The organism is Bradyrhizobium sp. AZCC 1678 (genome assembly GCF_036924765.1).
GTDB lineage: Bacteria > Pseudomonadota > Alphaproteobacteria > Rhizobiales > Xanthobacteraceae > Bradyrhizobium > Bradyrhizobium algeriense.
Window position 1 is genome coordinate 6,132,072 of record NZ_JAZHSE010000001.1, and the last position, 21,049, is coordinate 6,153,120.

General features: G+C 58.9%; 19 protein-coding genes and 1 pseudogene. 14 read left to right on the forward strand and 6 right to left on the reverse strand.

What is annotated here, in order from left to right; all coding sequences use genetic code 11:
* Window positions 1-5: 5 nt before the first annotated feature.
* The 3 genes from V1294_RS29490 (at window position 6) to V1294_RS29500 (ending at window position 3,427) form a co-directional block, all read left to right on the forward strand.
* Window positions 6-1,079, forward strand: a complete 1,074-nt coding sequence (locus V1294_RS29490) for a branched-chain amino acid ABC transporter permease (RefSeq protein ID WP_334502079.1) — start codon at window positions 6-8, stop codon at window positions 1,077-1,079.
* A gap of 56 nt (window positions 1,080-1,135) precedes the next feature.
* Window positions 1,136-2,416 carry an ABC transporter substrate-binding protein gene (locus V1294_RS29495; RefSeq protein ID WP_334478729.1) on the forward strand — a complete coding sequence of 427 codons (1,281 nt, stop codon included), beginning with the start codon at window positions 1,136-1,138 and terminating at the stop codon, window positions 2,414-2,416.
* A 168-nt stretch (window positions 2,417-2,584) separates the two neighbouring features.
* Window positions 2,585-3,427, forward strand: coding sequence for an ABC transporter ATP-binding protein (locus tag V1294_RS29500; protein ID WP_334478728.1), 843 nt, complete (start codon window positions 2,585-2,587; stop codon window positions 3,425-3,427).
* Between the two features lie 17 nt (window positions 3,428-3,444).
* Here the strand turns inward: V1294_RS29500 and V1294_RS29505 are convergent, their stop codons facing one another.
* A complete protein-coding gene (locus tag V1294_RS29505) occupies window positions 3,445-4,605 on the reverse strand; it encodes an AGE family epimerase/isomerase (RefSeq protein WP_334502081.1) in 1,161 nt (386 codons plus the stop codon).
* A gap of 89 nt (window positions 4,606-4,694) precedes the next feature.
* Here V1294_RS29505 and V1294_RS29510 point away from each other — a divergent pair, with 89 nt between their 5' ends.
* From V1294_RS29510 to V1294_RS29520, 3 genes and pseudogenes are all read left to right on the forward strand, one after another.
* Window positions 4,695-5,921: a phenylacetate--CoA ligase family protein gene (locus V1294_RS29510; protein WP_334502084.1), complete on the forward strand. Its 1,227-nt coding sequence runs from the start codon at window positions 4,695-4,697 to the stop codon at window positions 5,919-5,921.
* Between the two features lie 92 nt (window positions 5,922-6,013).
* Window positions 6,014-6,369, forward strand: a pseudogene (locus V1294_RS29515) (DUF968 domain-containing protein); the annotation flags it as partial.
* Window positions 6,370-6,484: 115 nt separating this feature from the next.
* Complete coding sequence (locus V1294_RS29520; protein ID WP_334502087.1) at window positions 6,485-6,922, forward strand: hypothetical protein; 438 nt, start codon at window positions 6,485-6,487, stop codon at window positions 6,920-6,922.
* A gap of 333 nt (window positions 6,923-7,255) precedes the next feature.
* Here V1294_RS29520 and V1294_RS29525 read toward each other — a convergent pair whose 3' ends face one another.
* A complete protein-coding gene (locus V1294_RS29525; RefSeq protein WP_334502089.1) occupies window positions 7,256-7,516 on the reverse strand; it encodes a hypothetical protein in 261 nt (86 codons plus the stop codon).
* A 189-nt stretch (window positions 7,517-7,705) separates the two neighbouring features.
* Here V1294_RS29525 and V1294_RS29530 point away from each other — a divergent pair, with 189 nt between their 5' ends.
* Window positions 7,706-7,846 (forward strand): hypothetical protein, encoded by a 141-nt coding sequence (locus tag V1294_RS29530; RefSeq protein WP_334502091.1) that lies wholly within the window; start codon window positions 7,706-7,708, stop codon window positions 7,844-7,846.
* A gap of 271 nt (window positions 7,847-8,117) precedes the next feature.
* Here V1294_RS29530 and asnB read toward each other — a convergent pair whose 3' ends face one another.
* The 3 genes from asnB to V1294_RS29545 all read right to left on the reverse strand — a co-directional run bounded on the left by asnB (window position 8,118) and on the right by V1294_RS29545 (window position 12,747).
* Window positions 8,118-10,061: an asparagine synthase (glutamine-hydrolyzing) gene (asnB, locus tag V1294_RS29535; protein WP_334502093.1), complete on the reverse strand. Its 1,944-nt coding sequence runs from the start codon at window positions 10,059-10,061 to the stop codon at window positions 8,118-8,120.
* A gap of 93 nt (window positions 10,062-10,154) precedes the next feature.
* Window positions 10,155-11,633, reverse strand: a complete 1,479-nt coding sequence (locus V1294_RS29540; protein WP_334502098.1) for a hypothetical protein — start codon at window positions 11,631-11,633, stop codon at window positions 10,155-10,157.
* 244 nt (window positions 11,634-11,877) lie between these two features.
* On the reverse strand, window positions 11,878-12,747 hold the full coding sequence (locus V1294_RS29545) for a class I SAM-dependent methyltransferase (RefSeq protein WP_334502100.1): 870 nt from the start codon (window positions 12,745-12,747) through the stop codon (window positions 11,878-11,880).
* A gap of 92 nt (window positions 12,748-12,839) precedes the next feature.
* On the opposite strand from V1294_RS29545, the gene V1294_RS29550 reads away from it, so the two are divergent.
* The 5 genes from V1294_RS29550 to V1294_RS29570 all read left to right on the forward strand — a co-directional run bounded on the left by V1294_RS29550 (window position 12,840) and on the right by V1294_RS29570 (window position 17,371).
* On the forward strand, window positions 12,840-13,694 hold the full coding sequence (locus V1294_RS29550; protein WP_334502102.1) for a class I SAM-dependent methyltransferase: 855 nt from the start codon (window positions 12,840-12,842) through the stop codon (window positions 13,692-13,694).
* A gap of 39 nt (window positions 13,695-13,733) precedes the next feature.
* The gene (locus V1294_RS29555) at window positions 13,734-14,429 is read left to right on the forward strand and encodes a class I SAM-dependent methyltransferase (RefSeq protein ID WP_334502104.1); all 696 of its coding nucleotides are present in this window, start codon (window positions 13,734-13,736) and stop codon (window positions 14,427-14,429) included.
* Window positions 14,426-15,289, forward strand: a complete 864-nt coding sequence (locus V1294_RS29560; RefSeq protein WP_334502107.1) for a glycosyltransferase family 2 protein — start codon at window positions 14,426-14,428, stop codon at window positions 15,287-15,289. The genes V1294_RS29555 and V1294_RS29560 overlap by 4 nt, the downstream gene beginning before the upstream one ends.
* 235 nt (window positions 15,290-15,524) lie before the next feature.
* Entirely contained in the window at window positions 15,525-16,607 is a 1,083-nt protein-coding gene (locus tag V1294_RS29565) for an NAD-dependent epimerase/dehydratase family protein (protein ID WP_334502109.1), read from the forward strand.
* Window positions 16,608-16,870: 263 nt separating this feature from the next.
* Window positions 16,871-17,371 carry a D-glycero-alpha-D-manno-heptose-1,7-bisphosphate 7-phosphatase gene (locus V1294_RS29570; RefSeq protein ID WP_334502111.1) on the forward strand — a complete coding sequence of 167 codons (501 nt, stop codon included), beginning with the start codon at window positions 16,871-16,873 and terminating at the stop codon, window positions 17,369-17,371.
* A gap of 161 nt (window positions 17,372-17,532) precedes the next feature.
* Here the strand turns inward: V1294_RS29570 and V1294_RS29575 are convergent, their stop codons facing one another.
* Window positions 17,533-17,991 carry a hypothetical protein gene (locus V1294_RS29575; protein ID WP_334502113.1) on the reverse strand — a complete coding sequence of 153 codons (459 nt, stop codon included), beginning with the start codon at window positions 17,989-17,991 and terminating at the stop codon, window positions 17,533-17,535.
* A gap of 466 nt (window positions 17,992-18,457) precedes the next feature.
* On the opposite strand from V1294_RS29575, the gene gmd reads away from it, so the two are divergent.
* Entirely contained in the window at window positions 18,458-19,534 is a 1,077-nt protein-coding gene (gene gmd, locus V1294_RS29580; RefSeq protein WP_334502114.1) for a GDP-mannose 4,6-dehydratase, read from the forward strand.
* Between the two features lie 203 nt (window positions 19,535-19,737).
* Window positions 19,738-20,973 (forward strand): glycosyltransferase family 4 protein, encoded by a 1,236-nt coding sequence (locus V1294_RS29585; protein WP_334502115.1) that lies wholly within the window; start codon window positions 19,738-19,740, stop codon window positions 20,971-20,973.
* Window positions 20,974-21,049 lie beyond the last annotated feature (76 nt).

A 21,049-nucleotide genomic window follows, 5' to 3' on the forward strand; every position in this document is an offset into this window, starting at 1 on the left:
CAATCATGGCAGGCCAGACCCTCATTCCCGCCGGCGATTTCCGCACCAGCTATGCGGCGGATACCACCGTGTTTCCGACCACGACCAGCCGCAACGCCATGATCGCAGGCATCGTCCTGATCTGCTTTGCACCGCACGTCGTCAACGAATACATCCTCAGTCTCCTGATCCAGATCGGCATCTTCGGCATCGCAGCCCTTGGGCTGAACATCGTCGTCGGCTTCACCGGCCAGATCTCGATCGGCCACGCCGCCTTCTTCGGCTTCGGCGCCTTCACCTCGGCCTATCTCTCGAACCGGTTCGGCATTCCCGTCTTCTTCTGCATCCCGCTTGCAGGCGTCGTGACGGCCGCAGTCGGCCTGATCTTCGGCCTGCCCGCCGCGCGGCTGAAAGGGCTTTATCTCGCGATCGCGACGCTGGCGGCGCAGTACATCCTGCTCGACTTCTTTGCCCGCGCCGAATGGTTCACCGGCGGCAGCGTTCCGGCCAGCGCCGAACCGTTCTCGATCTTCGGCTACATGCTGCGCGGCGATAAACAGTATTTCTACGTCGTGCTGGCCTACGTCATCGTCTGCTATCTCCTGGTCACCAACCTGATCCGTTCGCGCGACGGACGCGCGCTGGTCGCGGTGCGCGACCATTATCTGTCCGCCGAGATCATGGGCATCAACCTGACCAAATACCGGACGCTGTCGTTCGGGCTTGCGGCGTTCTTTGCCGGCGTCGGCGGCGCGCTCTACGCGCATTACAATCAGGTGGTCTCCAACGAAGGCTTCGGCATCGACCGCTCGATCATCTTCCTGGCGATGATCATCATCGGCGGGCTCGGCTCGATCATGGGCACGCTGATGGGAACCGCCTTCATGGTGCTGCTGCCTGAATCGATGGAATGGCTCAGCGTCGCACTGCGCGGCAGTCCGATCGACCAGTTCCTGGGATTGAAGAACAACATCGCTTTCCTGCGCGAGATGGCGATCGGAATCATCATCATCGTCTTTCTGGTGTTCGAACCGGACGGACTCGCGCATCGCTGGCGGCAGATCAAGGCATATTGGAAACTCTACCCGTTCTCGCATTGAGGTCGGAACGGGACGGACAACAAGAAGACCTCGAGAAATAACCGGAGGATTAGTCCATGACGATGAAGACTCTACTGAGCACCGCCTCGCTGGCGCTCCTGCTGGCGAGCGCCGCAACGACGTCGCAGGCCCAGGTCGCGCTGGGGCATCTCACCGACTATTCGGGCCCCACCTCGGACGTCGGAACGCCGTTCGGACAGGGTGTCGCGGACACCTATGCGTGGATCAACAAGAGCGGCGGCATCAACGGCGCCAAGGTCAACCTCGATACCGTCGACTACGGCTACCAGGTGCCGCGCGCGATCGCCCAGTACAAGAAGTGGTCCGGCTCCGACAAGGTCGCCGCCATTCTCGGCTGGGGCACCGCCGACACCGAAGCGCTGACGGGATTCCTGGCCCAGGACAAGATCCCGGATATCTCGGCATCCTATGCCGCGGCGCTCTCCGACCCGACCGGCGCCGGCGGCAAGGCCAAGCCTGCCCCCTACAACTTCTTCTACGGTCCAAGCTACTCGGACGCGGTTCGCGGCATGCTGACCTGGGCCGCCGAGGACTGGAAGTCCAAGGGCAAGCCCGGCAAGCCGAAGTTCGTTCATATGGGCGCCAACCACCCCTACCCGAACGCGCCGAAGGCCGCCGGTGAAGCCATTGCCGCCGAACTCGGCTTCGAACTGCTGCCGCCGATCGTGTTCGCCTTGACGCCCGGCGATTACAGCGCGCAGTGCCTGACCCTGAAGAGCTCGGGCGCGAACTACGCCTATCTCGGCAACACCGCCGGCTCGAACATCTCCGTGCTCAACGCCTGCAAGGCCGCCGGCGTCGACGTGCAGTTCCTCGGCAACGTCTGGGGCATGGACGAGAACGCCGCCAAGGCTGCTGGTGCCGCCGCCGACGGCGTGGTGTTCCCGCTGCGCACCGCGGTGGCGTGGGGCGGCAGCGCTCCCGGCATGAAGACCTTCATGGAAATCTCCAAGATGTCGGATGCGGCCGGTACCGCCTACCGTCCGGTGCATTACATCGCCGGCGTCTGCACCGCGCTCTACATGAAGGAAGCCGTCGAATGGGCTGCCAAGAACGGCGGCGCCACCGGCGAGAACGTCAAGAAGGGCTTTTATCAGAAGAAGGATTGGGTGCCCGCGGGCGGCGAAGGCATCTGCAATCCCTCGACCTTCACCGAAACCGATCACCGCGGCACGCTCAAGGTTGATCTCTATCGCATGAAGGTCGCAGGCGCGACCGACGCCCCGCTCAACGATCTGGTCAAGAACGGCGGCATCAAGATGGAGAAGGTGAAGACGATCGACCTGCCGCGCAAGCCCGAATGGCTCGGCTGGTAGGTTAGGCGTGCCTACAGGCGCCTCAACGCTCAACTGCCGTCCCCCGCCTTGTGCGCAATTGCGCACTGGGGCGGGGGATCCAGTACGCCGCAGCGTCTCGGTCGATCGCAGACGCCTCTGGAATACTGGGTCACCCGCTTTCGCGGGTGACGACACCGAGAGGTCAACATGACTGAAGTAACCGAAATCGACCGCCCTCCGACGGCCACGACGCCCGCTGCCGCCCCACTCCTCAGCGTCCGCAACATCGAGGTGGTCTACGACAAGGTCATCCTGGTGCTGCGCGGCCTCAGCCTCGACGTGCCGAAGGGCGCGATTGTCGCCCTGCTCGGCGCCAACGGCGCCGGCAAGTCGACGACGCTGAAGGCGATCTCAGGGCTTCTCAAGACCGAGGACGGCGAAGTCATCCGCGGCGAGATCGTCTTCGATGGCGAGCGCATCGACGGCATCGATCCCGACAAGATCGTCCGCCGCGGCATCTTTCAGGTGATGGAGGGCCGCCGCATCATATCCGACATGACCTCGATCGAGAATTTGAAGCTCGGCGCCTTTACCCGCAGCGACAATGAGGTCGGCGCCGATATCGACATGGTGTTCAAATATTTCCCGCGCCTGAAGGAGCGCACCGGGCTTGCCGGCTATCTCTCCGGCGGCGAGCAGCAAATGCTGGCGATCGGCCGCGCGCTGATGGCGCGGCCCAAGATGATCCTGATGGACGAGCCGTCGATGGGCCTGTCCCCGCTCCTGGTCAAGGAAGTTTTTGGGATCATCAAGGCAATCAACCGCGACCTCGGCGTCACCATCCTGCTGGTGGAGCAAAACGCGCGCGCGGCGCTGTCGGTCGCGAGCCACGGCTACATCATGGAACAGGGCAAGGTGGTGCTCGACGGCACCGCCGACGAATTGCGCGACAACGAGGACGTCAAAGAATTCTACCTCGGCGGCGCCGGCGACCAGCGCAAGAGCTTCAAGAACCTGAAAAGCTTCAAGCGGCGAAAGCGGTGGCTGTGACCGCCATCACTCATCATTTAGCCGATCACCTGCTCTGCTTCTGCAGCTGCGCAAAGAACATGATAGAACGAAGACGCAGGGATGGTGGCGACCAGCGATTTGCCGGCGCGATCGAATTGGTCGTACCAGCCGCCCGCGACGGGATGGCTCAGATAATGCCGTTCGAGCCGCGCCAACGCCGCGCGCGCTTCGTCGGCGGCTCCCGCCTCGCCCGCTTCAGCCTGCGCGATCCACGCCTTGGCGATTTCGGTCTGCGGCCACAGCCGGCGTGTATGCCGCCTGATGTTGCCGCCCGCGTCGCCCTCGTCGATCAGGCAACCGGTCGCCTCGTCGCGATAGCGCAGCGCCGAAGCCAGCAGTTCGCCGCGGTAGCGGCCGGTCGGGCAGCCGGTGATGCGTTCAAAGCCCTTCAAGAGCCACGCCCACTCCGCCTGGTGTCCGGGCTCGACGCTGACGGGCTCGATCTTCGAGAAGTCTTCCTCAAAGTACTCGCCAAGCACCTGCCGCTGCTTGTCGTAGAGGTTGGCCAGAAACAGGCTGAAGAAATTCCCGGCCCTGTTCTGGAACACGATGTCGTGCGTCGCGTCGAACGCCGCGATCATCGCTTCGAACAGATGCATGTGAGGGTTCTGCCGTCGCGGCAGCGACACCGGCAATCCTTCGTGAACCCCGCCGTGCGGCGAGCGCAACTGCGTCTCCACGAAATGGCACAGCGCGTCGATCTCGGCGCGGACCTGCGCATCGCGATCGAGTCCATGGACGGTTGCAAGGGCGAGCAGGACAAAGGCGTGATCGTAGGAATCGCGCAGCGGGTCCAGCACAGCACCATCCGGCGTCAGCGTGTGGACAAAGCCCGGTCTGCCATCGGGAGCTTTCGCCTTCGCCAGCAGGTGCTCCAGCCCCTTCAGCGCGATCGCGCGGCCGTCGGGATACCAACCCATTTGTGCCGCCTTGGCGTAGCAATAGATCTGGCGCGCCTGTACGAACACCCGGCGCGGTGCCGAGGCATCGGCGCGGCCTTCCACATCGAGCCGATCGATAAAGCCGCCCGCTACGTCGTCCCAGCCTTCGGTCGACCACAGCGGCAGGCAATGGTCGATCATGCGAAGCTTCAGCCTCGCGACGATATCGGCCGAATCCAGCATATCTGCCGCCGCAGCGGTATCTCTTTCAGCCATTGCGTTCCCTGGAACATCAACACCGGTAGAAGCCGTCTGATAGCACGTCAGAGGCGGCACGCAATCGACCCTAAACTGGGGAATTCGTCATGACGGATCATTACGACGCCCTCGAAACGCGCGAGCCGGCGAAACGCGAGGCGGAGCTGTTTTCCCGGCTTCCGGACATCCTGCGCAAGGCATTGGCCGCGCCGGCCTATGCCGAGCGCCTGAAGGGCGTCGACCCGGCTTCTGTGACCAGCCGCGCCGCGCTGGCGCGCCTGCCGGTGCTGCGCAAGTCGGAACTCCCTGCCCTGCACAAGGCCGCGCCCCCCTTCGGCGGTTTCGTGGCCGGGCCTTTGGGGTCGTTCGGGCGGCTGTTCACCTCGCCAGGGCCGATCTTCGAGCCCGAGCCCGTTCACGCCGACCCCTGGCGCGGCGCACGGGCGTTGTTTGCGGCCGGTTTCCGACCCGGCGACGTCGTGCTCAACACCTTCAGCTACCATCTGACGCCCGGCGGCTTCATCTTCGATGCGTCGGCGCGGGCGCTGGGATGTGCGGTGATTCCGGCCGGCCCCGGCAACACCGAGCAGCAGTTCGAACTGATCGAGGCCTATCGGCCGGTCGGCTATAGCGGCACGCCTGATTTCCTCAAAATCCTGCTCGACGCTGCCGCAGGCGCCGAGCGCGACGTTTCCTCGATCAAGCGCGCGTTGGTATCCGGCGCGGCGTTTCCGAAATCGCTGCAGGACGAAGTTAGATCGCGCGGCATCGACGCCTATCAGGCGTTCGGCACCGCCGACCTCGGCCTGGTCGCCTTCGAGACGCCGGCGCGCGATGGCATGGTCGTCAACGAGGACCTGATCATGGAAATCGTGCGTCCCGGCACCGGCGATCCCGTGGCGCCCGGCGACGTCGGCGAGATCGTCGTCACCTCGCTCGATCCGCAGCATCCGTGGATCAGGCTCGCGCTCGGCGATCTCACCGCAACGCTGGCCGGGACAAGCCCATGCGGACGCACCAACATGCGCATCAAGGGCTGGATGGGCCGCGCCGACCAGACCACAAAGGTCAAAGGCATGTTCGTCCGCCCCGAGCAGATCGCCGAGATCGGCAAGCGCCATCCCGAACTCGGACGGCTGCGCCTCGTGGTCACGCGGTCCGGCGAGACTGATCTGATGACGCTGAAGGCGGAGACGGCTGCACCCGGCAGCGCGCTCGAAGCTGAGCTCGCCGCCACCTTGCGCTCGGTGACGAAACTCGGCGGTAATGTCGAACTAGTCGCTGCGGGCTCGCTGCCAAACGACGGCAGGGTGATAGCTGACGAGCGTACCTAGCTGTGCCAAGGGCACAGCCGTGCCCGCCCAACGGATCCAATGAGCAATAGTTCACAAGCGATCCGTCCACGGCGGCGCAGAAAGGCTCCATCGCCGCTCTCGCTCTGCCGAAGGAGCCGGTGCGTAAGCGAAACAACTCCACCTATCCTTCGTACGAGGACAGCCTTGCCTGATCTGTCAACAAACCCCGTCAGACCCACACCACCTCAAGTTCGCCCAACCAAGAGCCCTGGGACGCAAGGTCAGCGATGAGTTCACGGTGCCGCTCTGTCGCACCCACCACCAGGATCTGCATCGCCACGGCAACGAGAAGGCCTGGTGGGCGAACATGCAGATCGTGCCAATGCCTATTGCCAAGCAATTGTGGAACGCAAGCCAAGCCGTCGGCCAAGATGGGGCCCCGGCTACCCCTTCCCATACAACACCGGCCGAAAGACTCGCAACATGAATGCGCCCTTTGGTACCGGTCAAGATCTTACACTAGCCACGTTGCCCGCGGAGTTCGAAGCTCTGTCGCCCCCGCCCTTGCTTTGCCGGGTGAATCACTCGAAAGATATCAGCTGATGCGTCAAATAATATTCGCCGAGCTCGCGCCACGATCCGCGATCGAGTGGCTTCTGGCGGTCGATGTGGTGGAATTATCCTGGGAGATCCAACGCTATCGAGTATTGCGGCACAAACTGTTGGAACACTACCGCGAAAACGCTATTGAACAGAGTTTGCACCACATCGACCTCGCAGGAATACCGCCCGAGATTGCCCCCGTCGCTGACCATATTCGGCGAAACGCACTGAACTGGCGAGTAAATCCAACGGCTAGGCGCGAGATCGAAGCACGACTTGCAGCCTATGGCTACGATTCGAATGCGATCAATACGCAAGTCTATCTGCAAGCGCGCGACGTCTTCTTGGTCTTCGAGGCGCTGCTCAATAGCGCGCAGAGCCGGCGTCTGTCCCTCCTCCGCGAAATAAAGAGGTCCGTGCTAAGAGCCTGGCCTTAGGACGCCTGCCTTGCAACTGCATGGCGCAGAAAATAGCACGCTTTGGCGTTTAGAACGCCAATTAGAACTGCAAGGAGTTCGCGCGCTGCGGAGTTGCCCAAGATGCTCCGGCGCTGGCGGCGCTATCGCGTTGGCTGCACCATAGCTGCGATGCCCTTACCACATCACCATCCCGCCTTCCTGCATCAAAGATCAGCGAGCTGCTGCCGTGGAACTTGAAGGCGAACCGTTGAACGCCGGTGCGGCCAAATCCGGCGTAGCACCTGATCGAGGCTGGGGTTTGGAATAAGCCAGCGCGCAGACTGGTAGCCCTTAGCGGAAGCGAGACCCTTCCTAGAGCCAATCGGGAAAGGCGTCGTGTGTGGCGTAGTGGATCATCACCTTGAGCTGCTCGGCCTCGGTCAGGCCAGCGGCCCGCAGGTCGTTGATGAACTCTCTGATGGTCGACAACTCCAAGAAACCGAGAAATCCGGCTCCAGCCGGCGAAGCATCGCATTGGCCCGGAATCCATGGTTCCTCGGCAAAAACAACCAAATCTTCCGGCAGCTCGTGTAGGAGCCCGGGCAGCTCGGCCAATATGAACTTGCCTCGCATTCGGCGATCAATCTCTTCGTTGCGAGCACATTAACGCTGCGCCGCCAGCAGAAGAGCACGCTGGCGCTCGGACACCCAGGTGCCTGGGTGGCGATCTCGGCCGTCAGGTCCTATTCCTTGAGATGGGCCAAACTGCGGCCCGCAAGTTGGTCCTCACCGGACGGGTACGTTATCGCCACGAGAAGCCCGATGCAGCTGCGACGCAGGCCCCGACCATTCGAAGTGCACAACCATGCCGTTGTGAGCCGCCGCGACGCGCTGGAGCAGCTTAAGGCATTGGCGGATGACGCGAGCGTCACCGGCGATGCCAAGTCCCCGGTGGTGATCTAAGAGGACGGCAAACAGATTGGCCCCGGCCAGAGTAGCTTTGCCGACATCAACGAATTAGGCAGGGGGCGGTATGCGCACTGGCCCAACGGCCTTGGTTTCTCAGCCAGCGACAACAGTAACCCGGCCAACGGCGAGTACCAGCGAGCCCCCGATGATCGCCAACATAGTTTCTCTGCGTTTCGTGATTTCCTCCCGAACCCTGCCCTTCCTTTAAAGAAGCGCAATATTAGTCGCCCGGTAACGAGATCCACCGGCGTGCGGGTCTCTATCTTCATTGGCGCTTTAAGCCGCGCAGATGTGTATCCGTCTGGCAAGGCAGCAGATCAATGCCTTCTAGCTGTGATCGCCAAAGGGCAAATGTCAGTAGGGGCCAAAGCGCGTAGGCATGATTTGCCTTCCGACTTGCGTGATCCAACCAAAGGTCGCGTATCACACCCGGCCTTAGGTAGGGCTCAAAAATATCCTGCGAGCGCTCGAAAACGTTTTCACCCAGACGCCGCAGCGGACCACGCAGCAACCTGGCAATGGGGGTATTGAATCCCCGCTTTGGAGCACTCCAGATTTGCTCGCCTGCGCCCCTGCTGCGAAGTGCCTTTCTCAGTAGCGGCTTGGTCTGGCCACGCAAAGGCACGATTAGATCGAGGTTGCAGTGGCCCGAAAATTCCATGATACGTCGATCAAGAAAGGGAACACGTATCTCAACGCCGTTTGCCATGCTCATTGCATCCGTCTTCATCAGAAGGCCGGCCGGCAGATGGTAGGTTTGGTCAGCGATTAGGCATCGATCCAACATAACAGGCCCGTCGGCGCGCTCGATAGCGGCGCGGTACCCGCCCATGGGACTTTCACTTGAGAGATAACGAAGCGCGGATCCGTAAAGGCCTGATACAAGAAATTCGGGGACATAGCGCCGCCATTCCGCATGAGGATACGAAGCCCCGGCCGCGAGCCCGAGCAGGAAGCGCGACAAGAGGGATGTCGCCGGAAGCCGCTTTTCGTTGCCGCCCGATATCCCGTACATGAACTTACCAACAGCTTCTGCGACGCCTTTCGGAATCATAGCGCCGGCGCCATGGGCAAGACGCGAAGCCTTGTAAGTCGGATATCCGCCGAAGAACTCGTCCGCGCCGTCGCCAGACAGAGCCACAGTGGAATTGCGGCGCAACTCTTGGGTCAGTAGGAGCAGCGGCCCTGCGCTTTCATCTGCGACCTGACCGTCGAAATGATGGACCACGCGCGCGAGGGTCGCATCGGGCCGCGGATCGTCGCTGACTGGTACAATGCGGTGCGGCAGTGAGGTTTGCTGTGCAACAAGGGAGGCGATTCCCGTTTCATCGTGAGATTGTTCCGCGAACGACGCCGTGACGAGGGGAAATCTGCCCAGCTTCGCAACCGAGTAAGCGATAAGGGAGCTGTCGATTCCGCCGCTCTGTAAAATTCCAACCGGCACGTCACTAATAAGCTGGTCGCTGACAACCTGATCAAACAGCGGAAGAAAGGCATCAACCGCGTCGTCAAGATTTCGAAACCCTTGCCCTCTGCGAGGCTGCCAGAAGCGTCGCGTTGTTTCGTTGCCATTCTCATAAATCGTAATCGAGCCCGGCTCGATCTGGCGAATGTGCCGCATCGTAGTCGATGTCGGCCCGACATAGCCCATCGCAAGGAACCGGTGCAGCCCTTCGGGGTCCAAATCGCGAGGATGCCGCGGGTCGGCCAGCAGACCTTTGATCTCGCTGGCGAATCGAACGACACCGCCAGTCGAAGAAAAGAACAGGGGCTTGGTTCCGATTGAATCCCGCGCCAGCATCAGGCGCCTAGCCGCCGCATCCCAAAGCCCGATGGCAAAGATGCCCTCAATGCGGGAGAATAGCTTCTCCCCCCAGGCCAGATAGCCGGCAGGCAGAATCTCCGTGTCGCAATGGGAGCGAAACGTGACGCCGAAATCGCGTTCAAGCTCCGAGCGCAACTCGGCTTCGTTATAGATCTCCCCGTTATAGGTTACGGTTATCCTTCCTGTCGGGTCACTCATCGGCTGCCGGCCGGCCGCCGTGAGATCGCGGATTGCGAGCCGGCGATGCCCCAAGCCGACGGCACCATCGATCCAGATTTCGCCGGCATCCGGACCGCGATGGGCCAGAACGTCAGTCATCCGCTTCATAACTTTCGGATCGACGTCCTGGCCGTCGAAATTGAAGATGCCGGCAATTCCACACATGCGCTCAGTCGGGTTTTGGAATCGGGGGAAAACGGGTCGATAGCAAGAAAACAAGCAGCGATGTAGTGATTTTCGACGCTCGACAGTCAGCGTCTATGAACAGCCGATCGCCTTTCCTTGATAGGAAGTAAACCTAAGCAATCGCATTCGCCCGGTGTCGATCACCTCAGCAGGCTCGCGCGATGCAAACTCCCCCGGCTCTGTCCCTCTTGGCAATGCCAAGACCACGTTGAAATCACCACACACACGTTCCACGATCTTGTCCACGTCCGAAAAATCCTTTCCGAGATGCACTAGCTTGTATGAAGCACCGAGTTGCTGGCTGATGGGATTGGCTTCGAGAACCGGAGAAACCACTACGTCCGCGTAGCGGGTATTTCGTCCGATGTCGTCCCACATGAGATAGGTATCGCGATCAATCCGTCCCATTAGGTATGATTCCGCGTTCGTGACCTTGACGGCGTAGAAAGCCGCGCAAGACGCCAAGACTAGGCTTGCCGAAGCAAGGCCAAACCGCCATGAGGCCATTTTGGGAGATGACAGTCGGAGCAGCGTAAAAAGGCTGATCGGAAGCAAGGCGAAAGGAACCAGCGCGTAAGCGAACATCGCCTTCATCATCGCCCATCGGTGAATATAAGTGTGCTGGCTCAAGATGATCATGTGCAGGTAGAACGGAACTGTGATCAACATCAGAATCGATCCCATTGCGAATAAGGATCGGCGCTCGAACGGATTGCGAGCTCGGACATACGAGACAACGATCAATGCGAGCGTAAGTAGCGCCGATATTACAATGACGAAGAACGTTGATTCCGAAAACCAGTCCCGATGCATCTCTATAAAGGCTTGAAAAAAACCAGACCTGTGCTCCGTTTGGGTGAGATTCATTCGCTCCATGACTTTGAAGACAAGTTGGTCCAGTGACGCCAATATCCCGGTACTTCCCGTGGGCGAATCGGGAGAAAGAAAGCGCCAAACCAGATATAGCGAGAATGCGCTGATCGGGATGAGCGCCAGCCACATTAAGCGGCGTAACGTCATGCGCTCCTCGATGCCGGCGTAACCGGCGGCGATGCGGCTGATGAGCCAGAACGCAAACAACGTGTAGGATAGCCAGTCGACTAGAAAGGCCAAGTAGATGGTGATCAGTTGCAATCCTTCGATGATTCGCTTTTCGCGTCCCGATTTGCTCCCATAAAACATCACTTCAAGCATGATGAACGTCGTAGTGTAGATCAGGACGGCATTGGTTACGTCGTAGATCTGCGAAAACACATACAGAGGGCCGCGGGACAGCAGAATCGGGAACATGACGGCGATAGCCACCAAGGCGCTGCCGACGTTCCCTAGCCGGTTCATCAATGCAAGATTGAACGCTATGAAAGCGGCCGCTAACGCGATCAGGCCGTGTTCGACGGTGTTGACCCAGTTCACCAGCGGGATGCTCGGTTGCATGCCCAAAAATTTTGCGGCGAGATAGATTGGGACAAAGGCCCCCGGAGGCCAGGACTGGTAAAGGGTGCGTGCAGGCGCCTCGATTGAGCGAGGCGCGTATGGGGTGGAAAACCACATTTTGAGGGCTCCCTCGTCCCACCACATCCGGGTCCACATGTGTGCCGCCGCCGTACACACATCGGCATCCCACACGGGTATCTGGTTCATATAGGGGAACCGCAGGCCAATTGAGTAAAGCCAAATCATCAGGACCGCAAACACAACCAGTCCTGCTGTCAAAGTTCGCGCGCGCATGAATATCCTAGACTAGCCTTGGATTGGATCCACGGTTGCGTGAGAACCTTTGCACTGAAGCCATGCCTCATGCAACTTGCGCGGGATGACTTTCAAGCCCACGCTCTAGGCTTTTGTCACGTCGCGTTCCTACTACAGTCCAGCTATATCCATGACGGAAGTGCAATTGAACATCTGCAAAGCCGTTCGATTCGAGAAGTCCGCGCGCCTCGGCTTCGCTATAGTACTTCGCATAGGCCGGTCTCAATTGGTCGTACACCACAAGATAACGCTTCGAGCGGGAAAACCGGCCTAAGACATTTCTAATATAGTCGCCGAGCGGCAATCCCGGCAGAAGGCGGCAGGCAACAATATAGACGTCAAGCGCCAACAAGAGGAAATGTGCAATTGCCGCCACGAAGAAATGCGGAAGCCGAGTAGTAAGGGCGCGCAATGCACGAATCCCAGACACGATGAGTCCGCTGCCTTCCTTTCCGTACAGCCAAACAATTATCCTCCCGCCGGGAGCCAACGCGCGTAACGAAGCCGCGATTACGGGGCGGGGGTCAGGGATGTGGTGGATCACGCCGATTGAGACGACGAAATCGTACTGACCATCGGTGGGAATCTCGTGTCCCGCCTTGTTCAGAAAAACGACACGGTCCGCATGCTGCACAAGGTTGCGCTTTAGTACTTCGAAAGCGGCGGACGGTTCTATGGCCGTCACCTCTTTTGCTCCAGCTTGCAGCAGCATGCTGACAATTCGTCCCGTGCCACTGCCAATCTCCGCGATGCGCTTACCTCTAAGGTCGTCGAGCTTGAGCAAGGGACGAAGAGTCCCCTCCAGCACACCGACGTCTCCGTAATAGCCCTCGTTGTCCGTATAACGCTGCCATTGATCGCCGAAATCGGAGATTGTCTGACGTGCCAGATGAGACTGGGAGCGTCTAGCTCTCATTATGCTGCCTCCGCGATATTGTGAGGGTATCCAAAGAATGCAAAAATAGCAGTGCGAGGTTGATCTTGGGCTAGTTGCAAGCTATGCAATAAATGCAACTTTTGCGCAAGTTGAACGGTTGGTCGAAGCGAGCGCAGGAACTCATTCATTTTGTGAATCGGACTATGGAAAGTTCCCGACAAAAGCAACACTACACCGAAATCCATGACGCCTATGAGTTGCATTACTACGACGCGACATCGATGAAGTACCGGTCGCGATTCATCTACGACTGGCTGTTCAGCCGAGCCGATTTGAGCAACGCGAAGATCGCCGATCTCGCGTGCGGCAGCGGCCACAATTCACTGGCAATCATCGAACGGTTCCGTGGCGTTCGTACCGTTGGTTTCGACATCTCCGATCGGGCCTGCGAATCCTATCAACGCACCACCGGAAACCCCGCTCGCGCGATCGATCTGACACGGCCCGCGCACGTTTCGGAGAAATTCGACGGAGCGATCATCGTCGGTGGCCTTCATCATTGCGTCGCAGATCTTCCGCAGGCATTGCGCAACATCGCGGAGATCGTGAAGCCGGGCGGTCACCTCCTGATGATGGAACCAAGCGCCGACTTCGCGCTCAACATCGTCCGCGACAAGTGGTATGTAGTGGACAAATATTTCGATGCCCCGACGGAGTGGGCCCTATCTCACGAAGCAATCCTCAAACAGGCTTCGCCATACTTCGAAGGCGACGCCGTTCGCTATTTTGGCGGACCTGCCTATTTCCTGATTCTCAACAGCCTAGTCACGCGTGTACCGCCAAGGATCAAGCCGATGCTTTGGCCGATTGTAAAGCCGATTGAAATCGCCTTCAGCAACATTCCGCTGCCCAGCATGTACCCCTGTTTCCTTGCAAGCTGGAAGCGGACCGGAGTGCCGGTTTCCGGCAAAAACCCCATTAAATAGGACATTGCCTTGGTCAAGCAGGAGTCCGAATGGCATCGAATGGCACCGACATTTTCCAGCGCCATCGCCGACGCGCGCAACTACATGGACTGGATCGTGGGCACTCTGAGGCCCTACTTCGGCCGTGACGTGCTGGAAGTCGGAATAGGCCACGGCAGCTATTACGAATATCTAGGCAAACTCGGCAGCTATCATGGTGTCGATATCGATCCGAACAATGTAGCAACCTCGCGCGTAAGATATCCAGGCGGTAGCTTCGAACTTGCCGATATCTGCTCGGAGGCGTTCAGGTCGCGCTTCCCGCCTGGCAGCGTCGATACCGTGGTGTGCTGCAATGTCATCGAGCACATCGAAGACGACAATCGCGCCGTCGCGAATATGGCCAACGCGCTTGCACCGGGTGGACATTTGTTGATCCTGGTGCCTGCGCTGAATCAGCTTTATGGCGATCTGGACCGGCTCGCCGGCCATTACCGCCGATACGACAAGGGGCTCATGCTCAAGGCGTGCGCGGGGGTACCAATCGAAGTTCTCGATCTCCGCTACTTCAACTCGATCGGCGGGCTTGCGTGGTGGATAAACAGCTTCGTACGACACCAGTCGCTGGATGATTCTGGGGTCAACGCGCAGATTCGCATCTTCGACAAATACGTCCTGCCGGTTTCGAGATTCGTGGATCCCCTGACCCGCAACTTTTTCGGCCAATCTTTAATCTGCGTCGCGCGCAAATCATGATCTCGATTGTAATTCCCGCGCTGAACGAAGCGCATGGTGTCGGCGCAGCCGTTGCTAATATCTGCAGCGTCATGACAAGCGCCAACCTGGTGCCGTTCGAGATTATCGTAGTCGATGACGGATCAACGGACGAAACCGGAATAGTTGCCATCGCGGCCGGGGCCCGGGTCGTCCGCCATCCTCATAACCTGGGTTATGGGCGGTCGCTAAAAAAGGGGATTGAGTCGGCGATATACGAGACAATCGTAATATCCGACGCCGATGGTACCTATCCGGCAACGGCCATTCCCGAAATCGTCAGTCTTTACAACGAAGGCTTTGATATGGTGGTGGGCCAGCGGCATGGCCCGCACTATCGAGAATCCATTCTCAAGATGCCGCTGCGCGCAATACTGCGTTTCCTCGTTGAATGGACAGCCGGCCGCCGCATTCCCGACATCAATTCAGGCCTGCGCGTTTTCAGCCGCAACGCAGTGATGAAATACTTCCCGCATCTGTGCGACACTTTCAGCTTCACCACATCCCTAACACTCGCTTATATGATGACCAACCGGTTCGTCACCTATTACAGGATCGATTATTTCGAACGAAGTGGCCGAAGCAAGGTGCGCCTGTTCAGGGATTCCCTGAGAACCTTGCAATATGTCATCGAGGCCATCCTCTACTATAATCCGCTAAAGATATTCCTGCTGTTCAGCTTGATGTGCCTTGCGATTGCCACGCCCATGATGCTGGCCTCACTTTACTTTTCGGTAGTGACTGGCGTTATGCTTGCAGTAGGTATCGCTATGGTGGCGGTCATCATGCTTGGCATCGGAATGCTGGCTGTTCTGCTCAAGCAAATTATGGACAAAGGCTGAAGCGGTTTACCGCGCCGGCCGCTGCCATGGCGCTGGCTTTAGAGGCGTAGCTCAAGGAAGGATTTCCCAATTCCATCGCGTATCCGCTTGGCCGGGACGGCAGTCCCGCTTTCGGTCCGTCTGTAGCCGACGCGGCTCGTCCAATGCAGGCCGAGCCCTACATTCTCCTGTCCGAGGTACCCCGGCAAGGCAGAGTTAGTTCCAGCTATGGATGCAAACTCTCGGTTGCCCCAGAATGATCCGTCCGGCTATATTGGAGTTTAGTGGATCAGTTCAGACCCTGAGCCATTTTTGCAGAGCCATTTTTGCAGGTTACATGCAGCTAGAAGTTCAACGGCAAGTGAATACCCCGGGGCTGTCGACTTTGCACGCCATGCCTGCTCACGATGCTACTGCGCCCCAATTCCGCTCCTCCGCGTCCAACTCGAACAGTGGCTGCAACAAGAAAAAGCCAAGGGTGCTCGTGACCGGCGCCGACGGATTCATTGGGCGCCATCTCGTTCCCTACCTCGCCATTCAGGGATACACCGTGATTGCCGCATCAAGGGCAGCATTCACTTTCGATAACCCGAACATCGCCGCCGTTTCGCTTCCGGATCTCTCGAGCCTGTTTGACTGGCAGCCCCTTCTGTCGCAATGCGACAGCGTGGTGCATCTCGCCGGCATCGCACACAAATATGCCGGCGATGACCTTTACGATCGCATCAATCATCGCGCGACCTCGGCGCTCGCGCAGGCGATATCTCGCAGCGGTACAAAACATCTGGTGTTTATTTCCACGATCGCCGCCCAGTCCGGCTCATATGCGGATCATGAGCTGACCGAGGATGATTTTCCGACACCCAATAATGCGTATGGACGATCCAAGTTCGCCGCCGAACAGGCCATTCGCGCGGCGGGCATTTCATTCACGATCTTGCGGCCCGTCGTGATTTACGGCGAGGGCGAGAAAGGAAACTTCGCGACCGTCCACCGACTTTCGCGTCTTCCGATCCCGCTTCCGTTCGGGTCGCTGACCGCTGAGCGATCCGTACTGTCGATCCAGAATTTCAACTCGGCGGTCGAGACAGCGCTCAGCACCCCCCGCGCGCAGGGAGAAACCTTTATCGTATCGGATCCCCAGCCGGTAACCGTTGCAAATCTCATTGCGAGCTACCGCGTCAGCCTGGGCAGATCACCGTGGTTGATCCCGGTGCCCGAAAGCTGGATTAGGGCGTCGCTTAAGGCCATAGGCCAGGGCGCAATCTGGGAGCGGATCGGGCGGCCCCTGGTGGCTCCTCCAACCAAGCTGCTTGCGCTCGGCTGGAAGCCCTCCTGAGCGAATTGAATTCGTGGCAGCACAGGACCTTCGCAACTGCTGCGCAGCAAAACGCGCCGGCATTGATAGTGCGGGGAACGGCGCATTCTCGAGTTCCTCGTCCACAGACTAGCGATACATGGATTGGCACCGCTCGGATTGAAGTTAGCGATCAGATGGCCTGGATAACCGCCACAATCCGACGCTATTCTCTTGTTTCGCATTTAGATTTGCAACCCAGATAGTTCTGGCGTGATTGCACCACTCGGTTTCAAGGCAATGAAATGAAGAGACCAGCAGTTTTCTTTGATCGGGACGGTGTGCTGATCGAAGACAGCGGTTATGTTTTCGAAGTTAGTAAGCTGAGGTGGATAGATGGCGCACGCGAAGCGGTAAAGGCCGCCAATGATGCTGGATGCTTTGCATTCGTGGTTACGAATCAGTCAGGTGTCGCTAGAGGCCTCTACGAGGAAAGTCACGTTGAAGAATTACATAAGGTGATGATAGACGATTTGGCAAAAATTGGAGCTCACGTCGACGCGTTCGAATACTGCCCTTATCATCCCGAGGCTCCGATAGAGCGGTATCGTCGAGTAAGCCCTCGACGTAAGCCTGCACCAGGCATGATTAACGATCTGCTAGAGCGTTTTCCGGTGGATGTCAGTCGCAGCATACTTATAGGCGACAAGCCCACCGATATGGAAGCAGCACGGGCCGCTGGAATAAAAGGATATCTGTTTGTGGGCCCTAACCTAGAGCATTTCTTGAGAGCGGTCCTTGAATGAGACTTAGTATACTCGGTCAACATCGATCCTGAGCGCTTGATCGAATGGATGCGGGAGCTAACACTACTCAACGTATCTAGCGGTCGCAGACGAGCGATGAGCATCGACTACGGTGTTGGGACTGTCAGAGAAAAGCATCAGCAGCACTTGGGCGCATGATACTAATGTTTTTCAGATTGATAGGGTCTAACCACCCAATAAGCTCTACCATTCGTCGCTGGATCAGTACCGTCGCTTGAAGACCAATACATGGTAGTGCCATTCTTCCTCCAATGAGAAAAACGGCCGCGACCAAAACAGGCGATATCCGCATGATCGCTGTGTGCCGGTCCAAGACGTGTGTTATTCTCGTATAGTTCTATGGTGGAGCGCCCGTTGTTATCGTCGGAATCGGCCAACTCGTCGAACAACTTATATCTCTCCTTCGCTACCGCGAATTTCGAGCATTCGAGCCGCGCAAATGGCGGCATGAGCCGGATCTTCTCACCCGGAACATCAGGGCCAAAAGCGAAGTTTAGATCTGGCGCGTAGGTAACCTGCAGCCAATCCGCTGCAACAAAATAAGCGCAAACTGCAGCGACAGCGCAGGCCGACTGTAGGGCTTTGTATGGGACGGTCATGGGGACAATTGCTATAAATGTCAGACATATAGCACCCGGTTCTTGGTGGTAAAGCCATCTTCGGCAACGGGAATTGTGTGCGGCCGTCATAAGATACGCAATTGGACGCCCCTGCACCACAAATACCGTGTAGCTGCGGAACCTTTTTACTCTGACGTGGAAAGGAGAACTGTTTGTTTTTCGGACCTCCACCGTCGATGTGCCCCTCTGCGTAATCTCGATTGAGCTATGCTATTAAGTGCTGAGATCCACATGACGGAGCCGACGACCTAATGCACAGAGTCCCTCGCTTGCATTTGCCAACTTTGTTAGGTTAAGGAGGCCTAGCCGGCTTGGAAAACCGGTGAACGGCAACCGAACCCAGCACGGGAAGCGCCGGCGACCTCAGGTTTTTAGGGTGCCTACCAATAACTCGCGTCGCGCATCTCGTACGGGATCTTCCAGAACATTTGTATAGGTTGAAGCTATGACACGGAAACCGCCTGTTGCGCTGATCACAGGCGTCACCGGCCAGGATGGCGCCTATCTTGCCGAATATCTGCTCGGGCTCGGCTACACCGTCCACGGCATCAAGCGGAGGTCGTCCTCGTTCAACACCGCCCGCATCGATCACCTCTACCAGGATCCGCATTCCCGCAATGTGCCGTTCCTGCTGCATTACGGTGACATGACCGACTCGACCAACCTGATCCGGCTGATGCAGCAGATCAGGCCGACCGAGATCTACAACCTCGCCGCCCAGAGCCATGTCGGCGTCAGCTTCGAAAGCCCGGAATACACCGCCAATGCCGACGCCATCGGCGTGCTGCGGCTCCTGGAGGCGATCCGCATTCTTGGCATGGAGCAGGAGACGCGGTTCTATCAGGCCTCGACTTCCGAGCTCTACGGTCTGGTCCAGGAGGTGCCGCAGAGGGAATCGACGCCGTTCTACCCGCGGTCTCCTTATGGCGTCGCCAAACTGTACGGCTACTGGATCACGGTGAACTACCGTGAGGCCTACGGCATCTATGCCTCGAACGGCATCCTGTTCAACCATGAGAGCCCGATCCGCGGCGAGACTTTTGTGACGCGCAAGATCACGCGCAGCGTCGCCCGCATCGAGACCGGCCTGGACGAAGCGCTCTATCTCGGCAATCTCGAAGCCAAGCGCGACTGGGGCCATGCGCGGGATTATGTCGAGGGCATGCACAGGATATTGCAGGCGGACGCGCCCGACGATTTCGTGCTGGCGACCGGCGAAACCCGTTCGGTGCGTGAGTTTGTCGAACTGGCGTTCGCCGAAGTTGGCCGCCGCATCGAATGGCGCGGCCAAGGCGTCGACGAGACCGGCGTCGACGCCAAGTCCGGCAAGACCATCCTGCGCATCGATCCCGTCTATTTCCGGCCGACCGAAGTCGATCTTCTGGTCGGCGATGCCAGCAAGGCGCGCGAGAAGCTCGGCTGGCAGCCCAAGACGTCGTTTGCCCAACTGGTCAAGGAAATGGTCGCAAGCGATCTTGCCGAAGCGCGGCGGGAGGTGGCCAATGGCAAGCCTTCCGTTTGAGCTGAAAGGCAAGACGGTCTACATCGCGGCATGGTCGGGTCCGCGCTGGTGCGCAGGCTGCTTGACGTCAGCCGGTTGGCCGAGCTCGGTTGGCGCGCCAGCACGCCCCTCGACGACGGTATCAGCCCCACCTACGAAGCATACCGAACGAAACAGTCGACTGATCGACCATCAGCGCTCCACATTTCAGATAGCCGTCACACATGGACAACTCTGCAAGGCTGATCCTCGCTACTCAGTTCTATCCCCCGGATACGAGCACGACGGCGGTGTATCTGGGTAAGATCGCCGATACACTTGCAGTAGATAGCCAAGTTGTCGTAGTTTCCGCCACGCCCAACTCGGATTTCCTCAGCGCTGACCCGCGCAGCAATCCGACCCTCATCGAAATCAGAAACTGGAATCCGCCCAAGTCCGCAATCGTGCAACGCGCGGCGGCGGTTTGCCTGCTGGCCGCGCGGATGTTCTTCTCGGTCTTGAAGCGAGCAACATCCAGCGACATCGTCTTTTGCATAACGACTCCTTTCACGTTGCCTTACACCGTGCTTCTGGCGGCGAAACTGCGAGGCGCCGCGACGCTGCTTCTCATCCACGATCTCTATCCCGAAGCGCTTGAAGCGGCCGGCCTGATCCAATCCAAGTCCTTTGCTGCCCGGCTCATCCGCTTCGCAAACACGCTCCTGTTTCGAAGCCTGGACGCCATCGTCGTCATCGGACGGGATGTACCGCCCCTAATCCTGAAGTACCCAGGCGTCAAACCAGACAAGCTTCACATCATCCCCAATTGGCCGCTAATCCCGATCGGATATCGGGAGATTGACCCATCCAGCCGTTTCCGCGCCCCGGATGCTTCCAAATTCATCGTCGGACTATCAGGCAATCTCGGCTTCACCCATTCCCCTGCAACGGTGGTTGAAGCCGCAAGACTGCTGCAGTCGGAGGACGACATTCATTTCATGCTGTCCGGATGGGGCGTCGGCTGGAAGGAATTGAATGATCTGTTCGCACGGGAAAGACTCGCCAACGTCACGATCCTGAGCCCAGTCCCTGAGGATGAGCTCGTCGAGTTCCTGTCCGCGGCGGATCTATGGGTCATACCCTACCGTCGAAATATCGCCGGCGTGTCGATCCCGAGCCGCCTCTACAATCTGTTGGCCGTCGGCCGGCCGGTCGTTGTCGCGTCAGAGACAAATTCGGAAGGAGCCCTGGTGCTCGGCGAAGAGGCTATTGGATGGGTCGTGCCGCCCGAGGACCCGGTCGAGCTTGCCCGGGCTATCCGGGAGGCTGCACGAGATCGTCAGGCGACGACCGAAAAGGGAAAGCGAGCGGCCAGCGTTGCCTCCAAGTACCGTGCAGAAGCTGCGCTTGCCCTTTATCGCAGCGTCGTCAACGACGTCAGGCAGGCAAGGATGGGCCGCAGGGACCGTCAAACGACCTGACAACGCGCTGGCCACAGAACTCTCTACTGCGGGTCGCGCGCTCCCGGTCAAGACAGGCGGTGCGGTGGCGAACACG

Coding starts and splice junctions, on each gene's coding strand:
- V1294_RS29490 (WP_334502079.1), top strand. CDS start 6: ATGGCAGGCCAGACCCTCATTCCCGCCGGCGATTTCCGCACCAGCTAT.
- V1294_RS29495 (WP_334478729.1), top strand. CDS start 1,136: ATGACGATGAAGACTCTACTGAGCACCGCCTCGCTGGCGCTCCTGCTG.
- V1294_RS29500 (WP_334478728.1), top strand. CDS start 2,585: ATGACTGAAGTAACCGAAATCGACCGCCCTCCGACGGCCACGACGCCC.
- V1294_RS29505 (WP_334502081.1), bottom strand. CDS start 4,605: ATGGCTGAAAGAGATACCGCTGCGGCGGCAGATATGCTGGATTCGGCC.
- V1294_RS29510 (WP_334502084.1), top strand. CDS start 4,695: ATGACGGATCATTACGACGCCCTCGAAACGCGCGAGCCGGCGAAACGC.
- V1294_RS29520 (WP_334502087.1), top strand. CDS start 6,485: ATGCGTCAAATAATATTCGCCGAGCTCGCGCCACGATCCGCGATCGAG.
- V1294_RS29525 (WP_334502089.1), bottom strand. CDS start 7,516: ATGCGAGGCAAGTTCATATTGGCCGAGCTGCCCGGGCTCCTACACGAG.
- V1294_RS29530 (WP_334502091.1), top strand. CDS start 7,706: ATGCAGCTGCGACGCAGGCCCCGACCATTCGAAGTGCACAACCATGCC.
- asnB (WP_334502093.1), bottom strand. CDS start 10,061: ATGTGTGGAATTGCCGGCATCTTCAATTTCGACGGCCAGGACGTCGAT.
- V1294_RS29540 (WP_334502098.1), bottom strand. CDS start 11,633: ATGTGGTTTTCCACCCCATACGCGCCTCGCTCAATCGAGGCGCCTGCA.
- V1294_RS29545 (WP_334502100.1), bottom strand. CDS start 12,747: ATGAGAGCTAGACGCTCCCAGTCTCATCTGGCACGTCAGACAATCTCC.
- V1294_RS29550 (WP_334502102.1), top strand. CDS start 12,840: ATGCAACTTTTGCGCAAGTTGAACGGTTGGTCGAAGCGAGCGCAGGAA.
- V1294_RS29555 (WP_334502104.1), top strand. CDS start 13,734: ATGGCACCGACATTTTCCAGCGCCATCGCCGACGCGCGCAACTACATG.
- V1294_RS29560 (WP_334502107.1), top strand. CDS start 14,426: ATGATCTCGATTGTAATTCCCGCGCTGAACGAAGCGCATGGTGTCGGC.
- V1294_RS29565 (WP_334502109.1), top strand. CDS start 15,525: ATGATCCGTCCGGCTATATTGGAGTTTAGTGGATCAGTTCAGACCCTG.
- V1294_RS29570 (WP_334502111.1), top strand. CDS start 16,871: ATGAAGAGACCAGCAGTTTTCTTTGATCGGGACGGTGTGCTGATCGAA.
- V1294_RS29575 (WP_334502113.1), bottom strand. CDS start 17,991: ATGACCGTCCCATACAAAGCCCTACAGTCGGCCTGCGCTGTCGCTGCA.
- gmd (WP_334502114.1), top strand. CDS start 18,458: ATGACACGGAAACCGCCTGTTGCGCTGATCACAGGCGTCACCGGCCAG.
- V1294_RS29585 (WP_334502115.1), top strand. CDS start 19,738: ATGGACAACTCTGCAAGGCTGATCCTCGCTACTCAGTTCTATCCCCCG.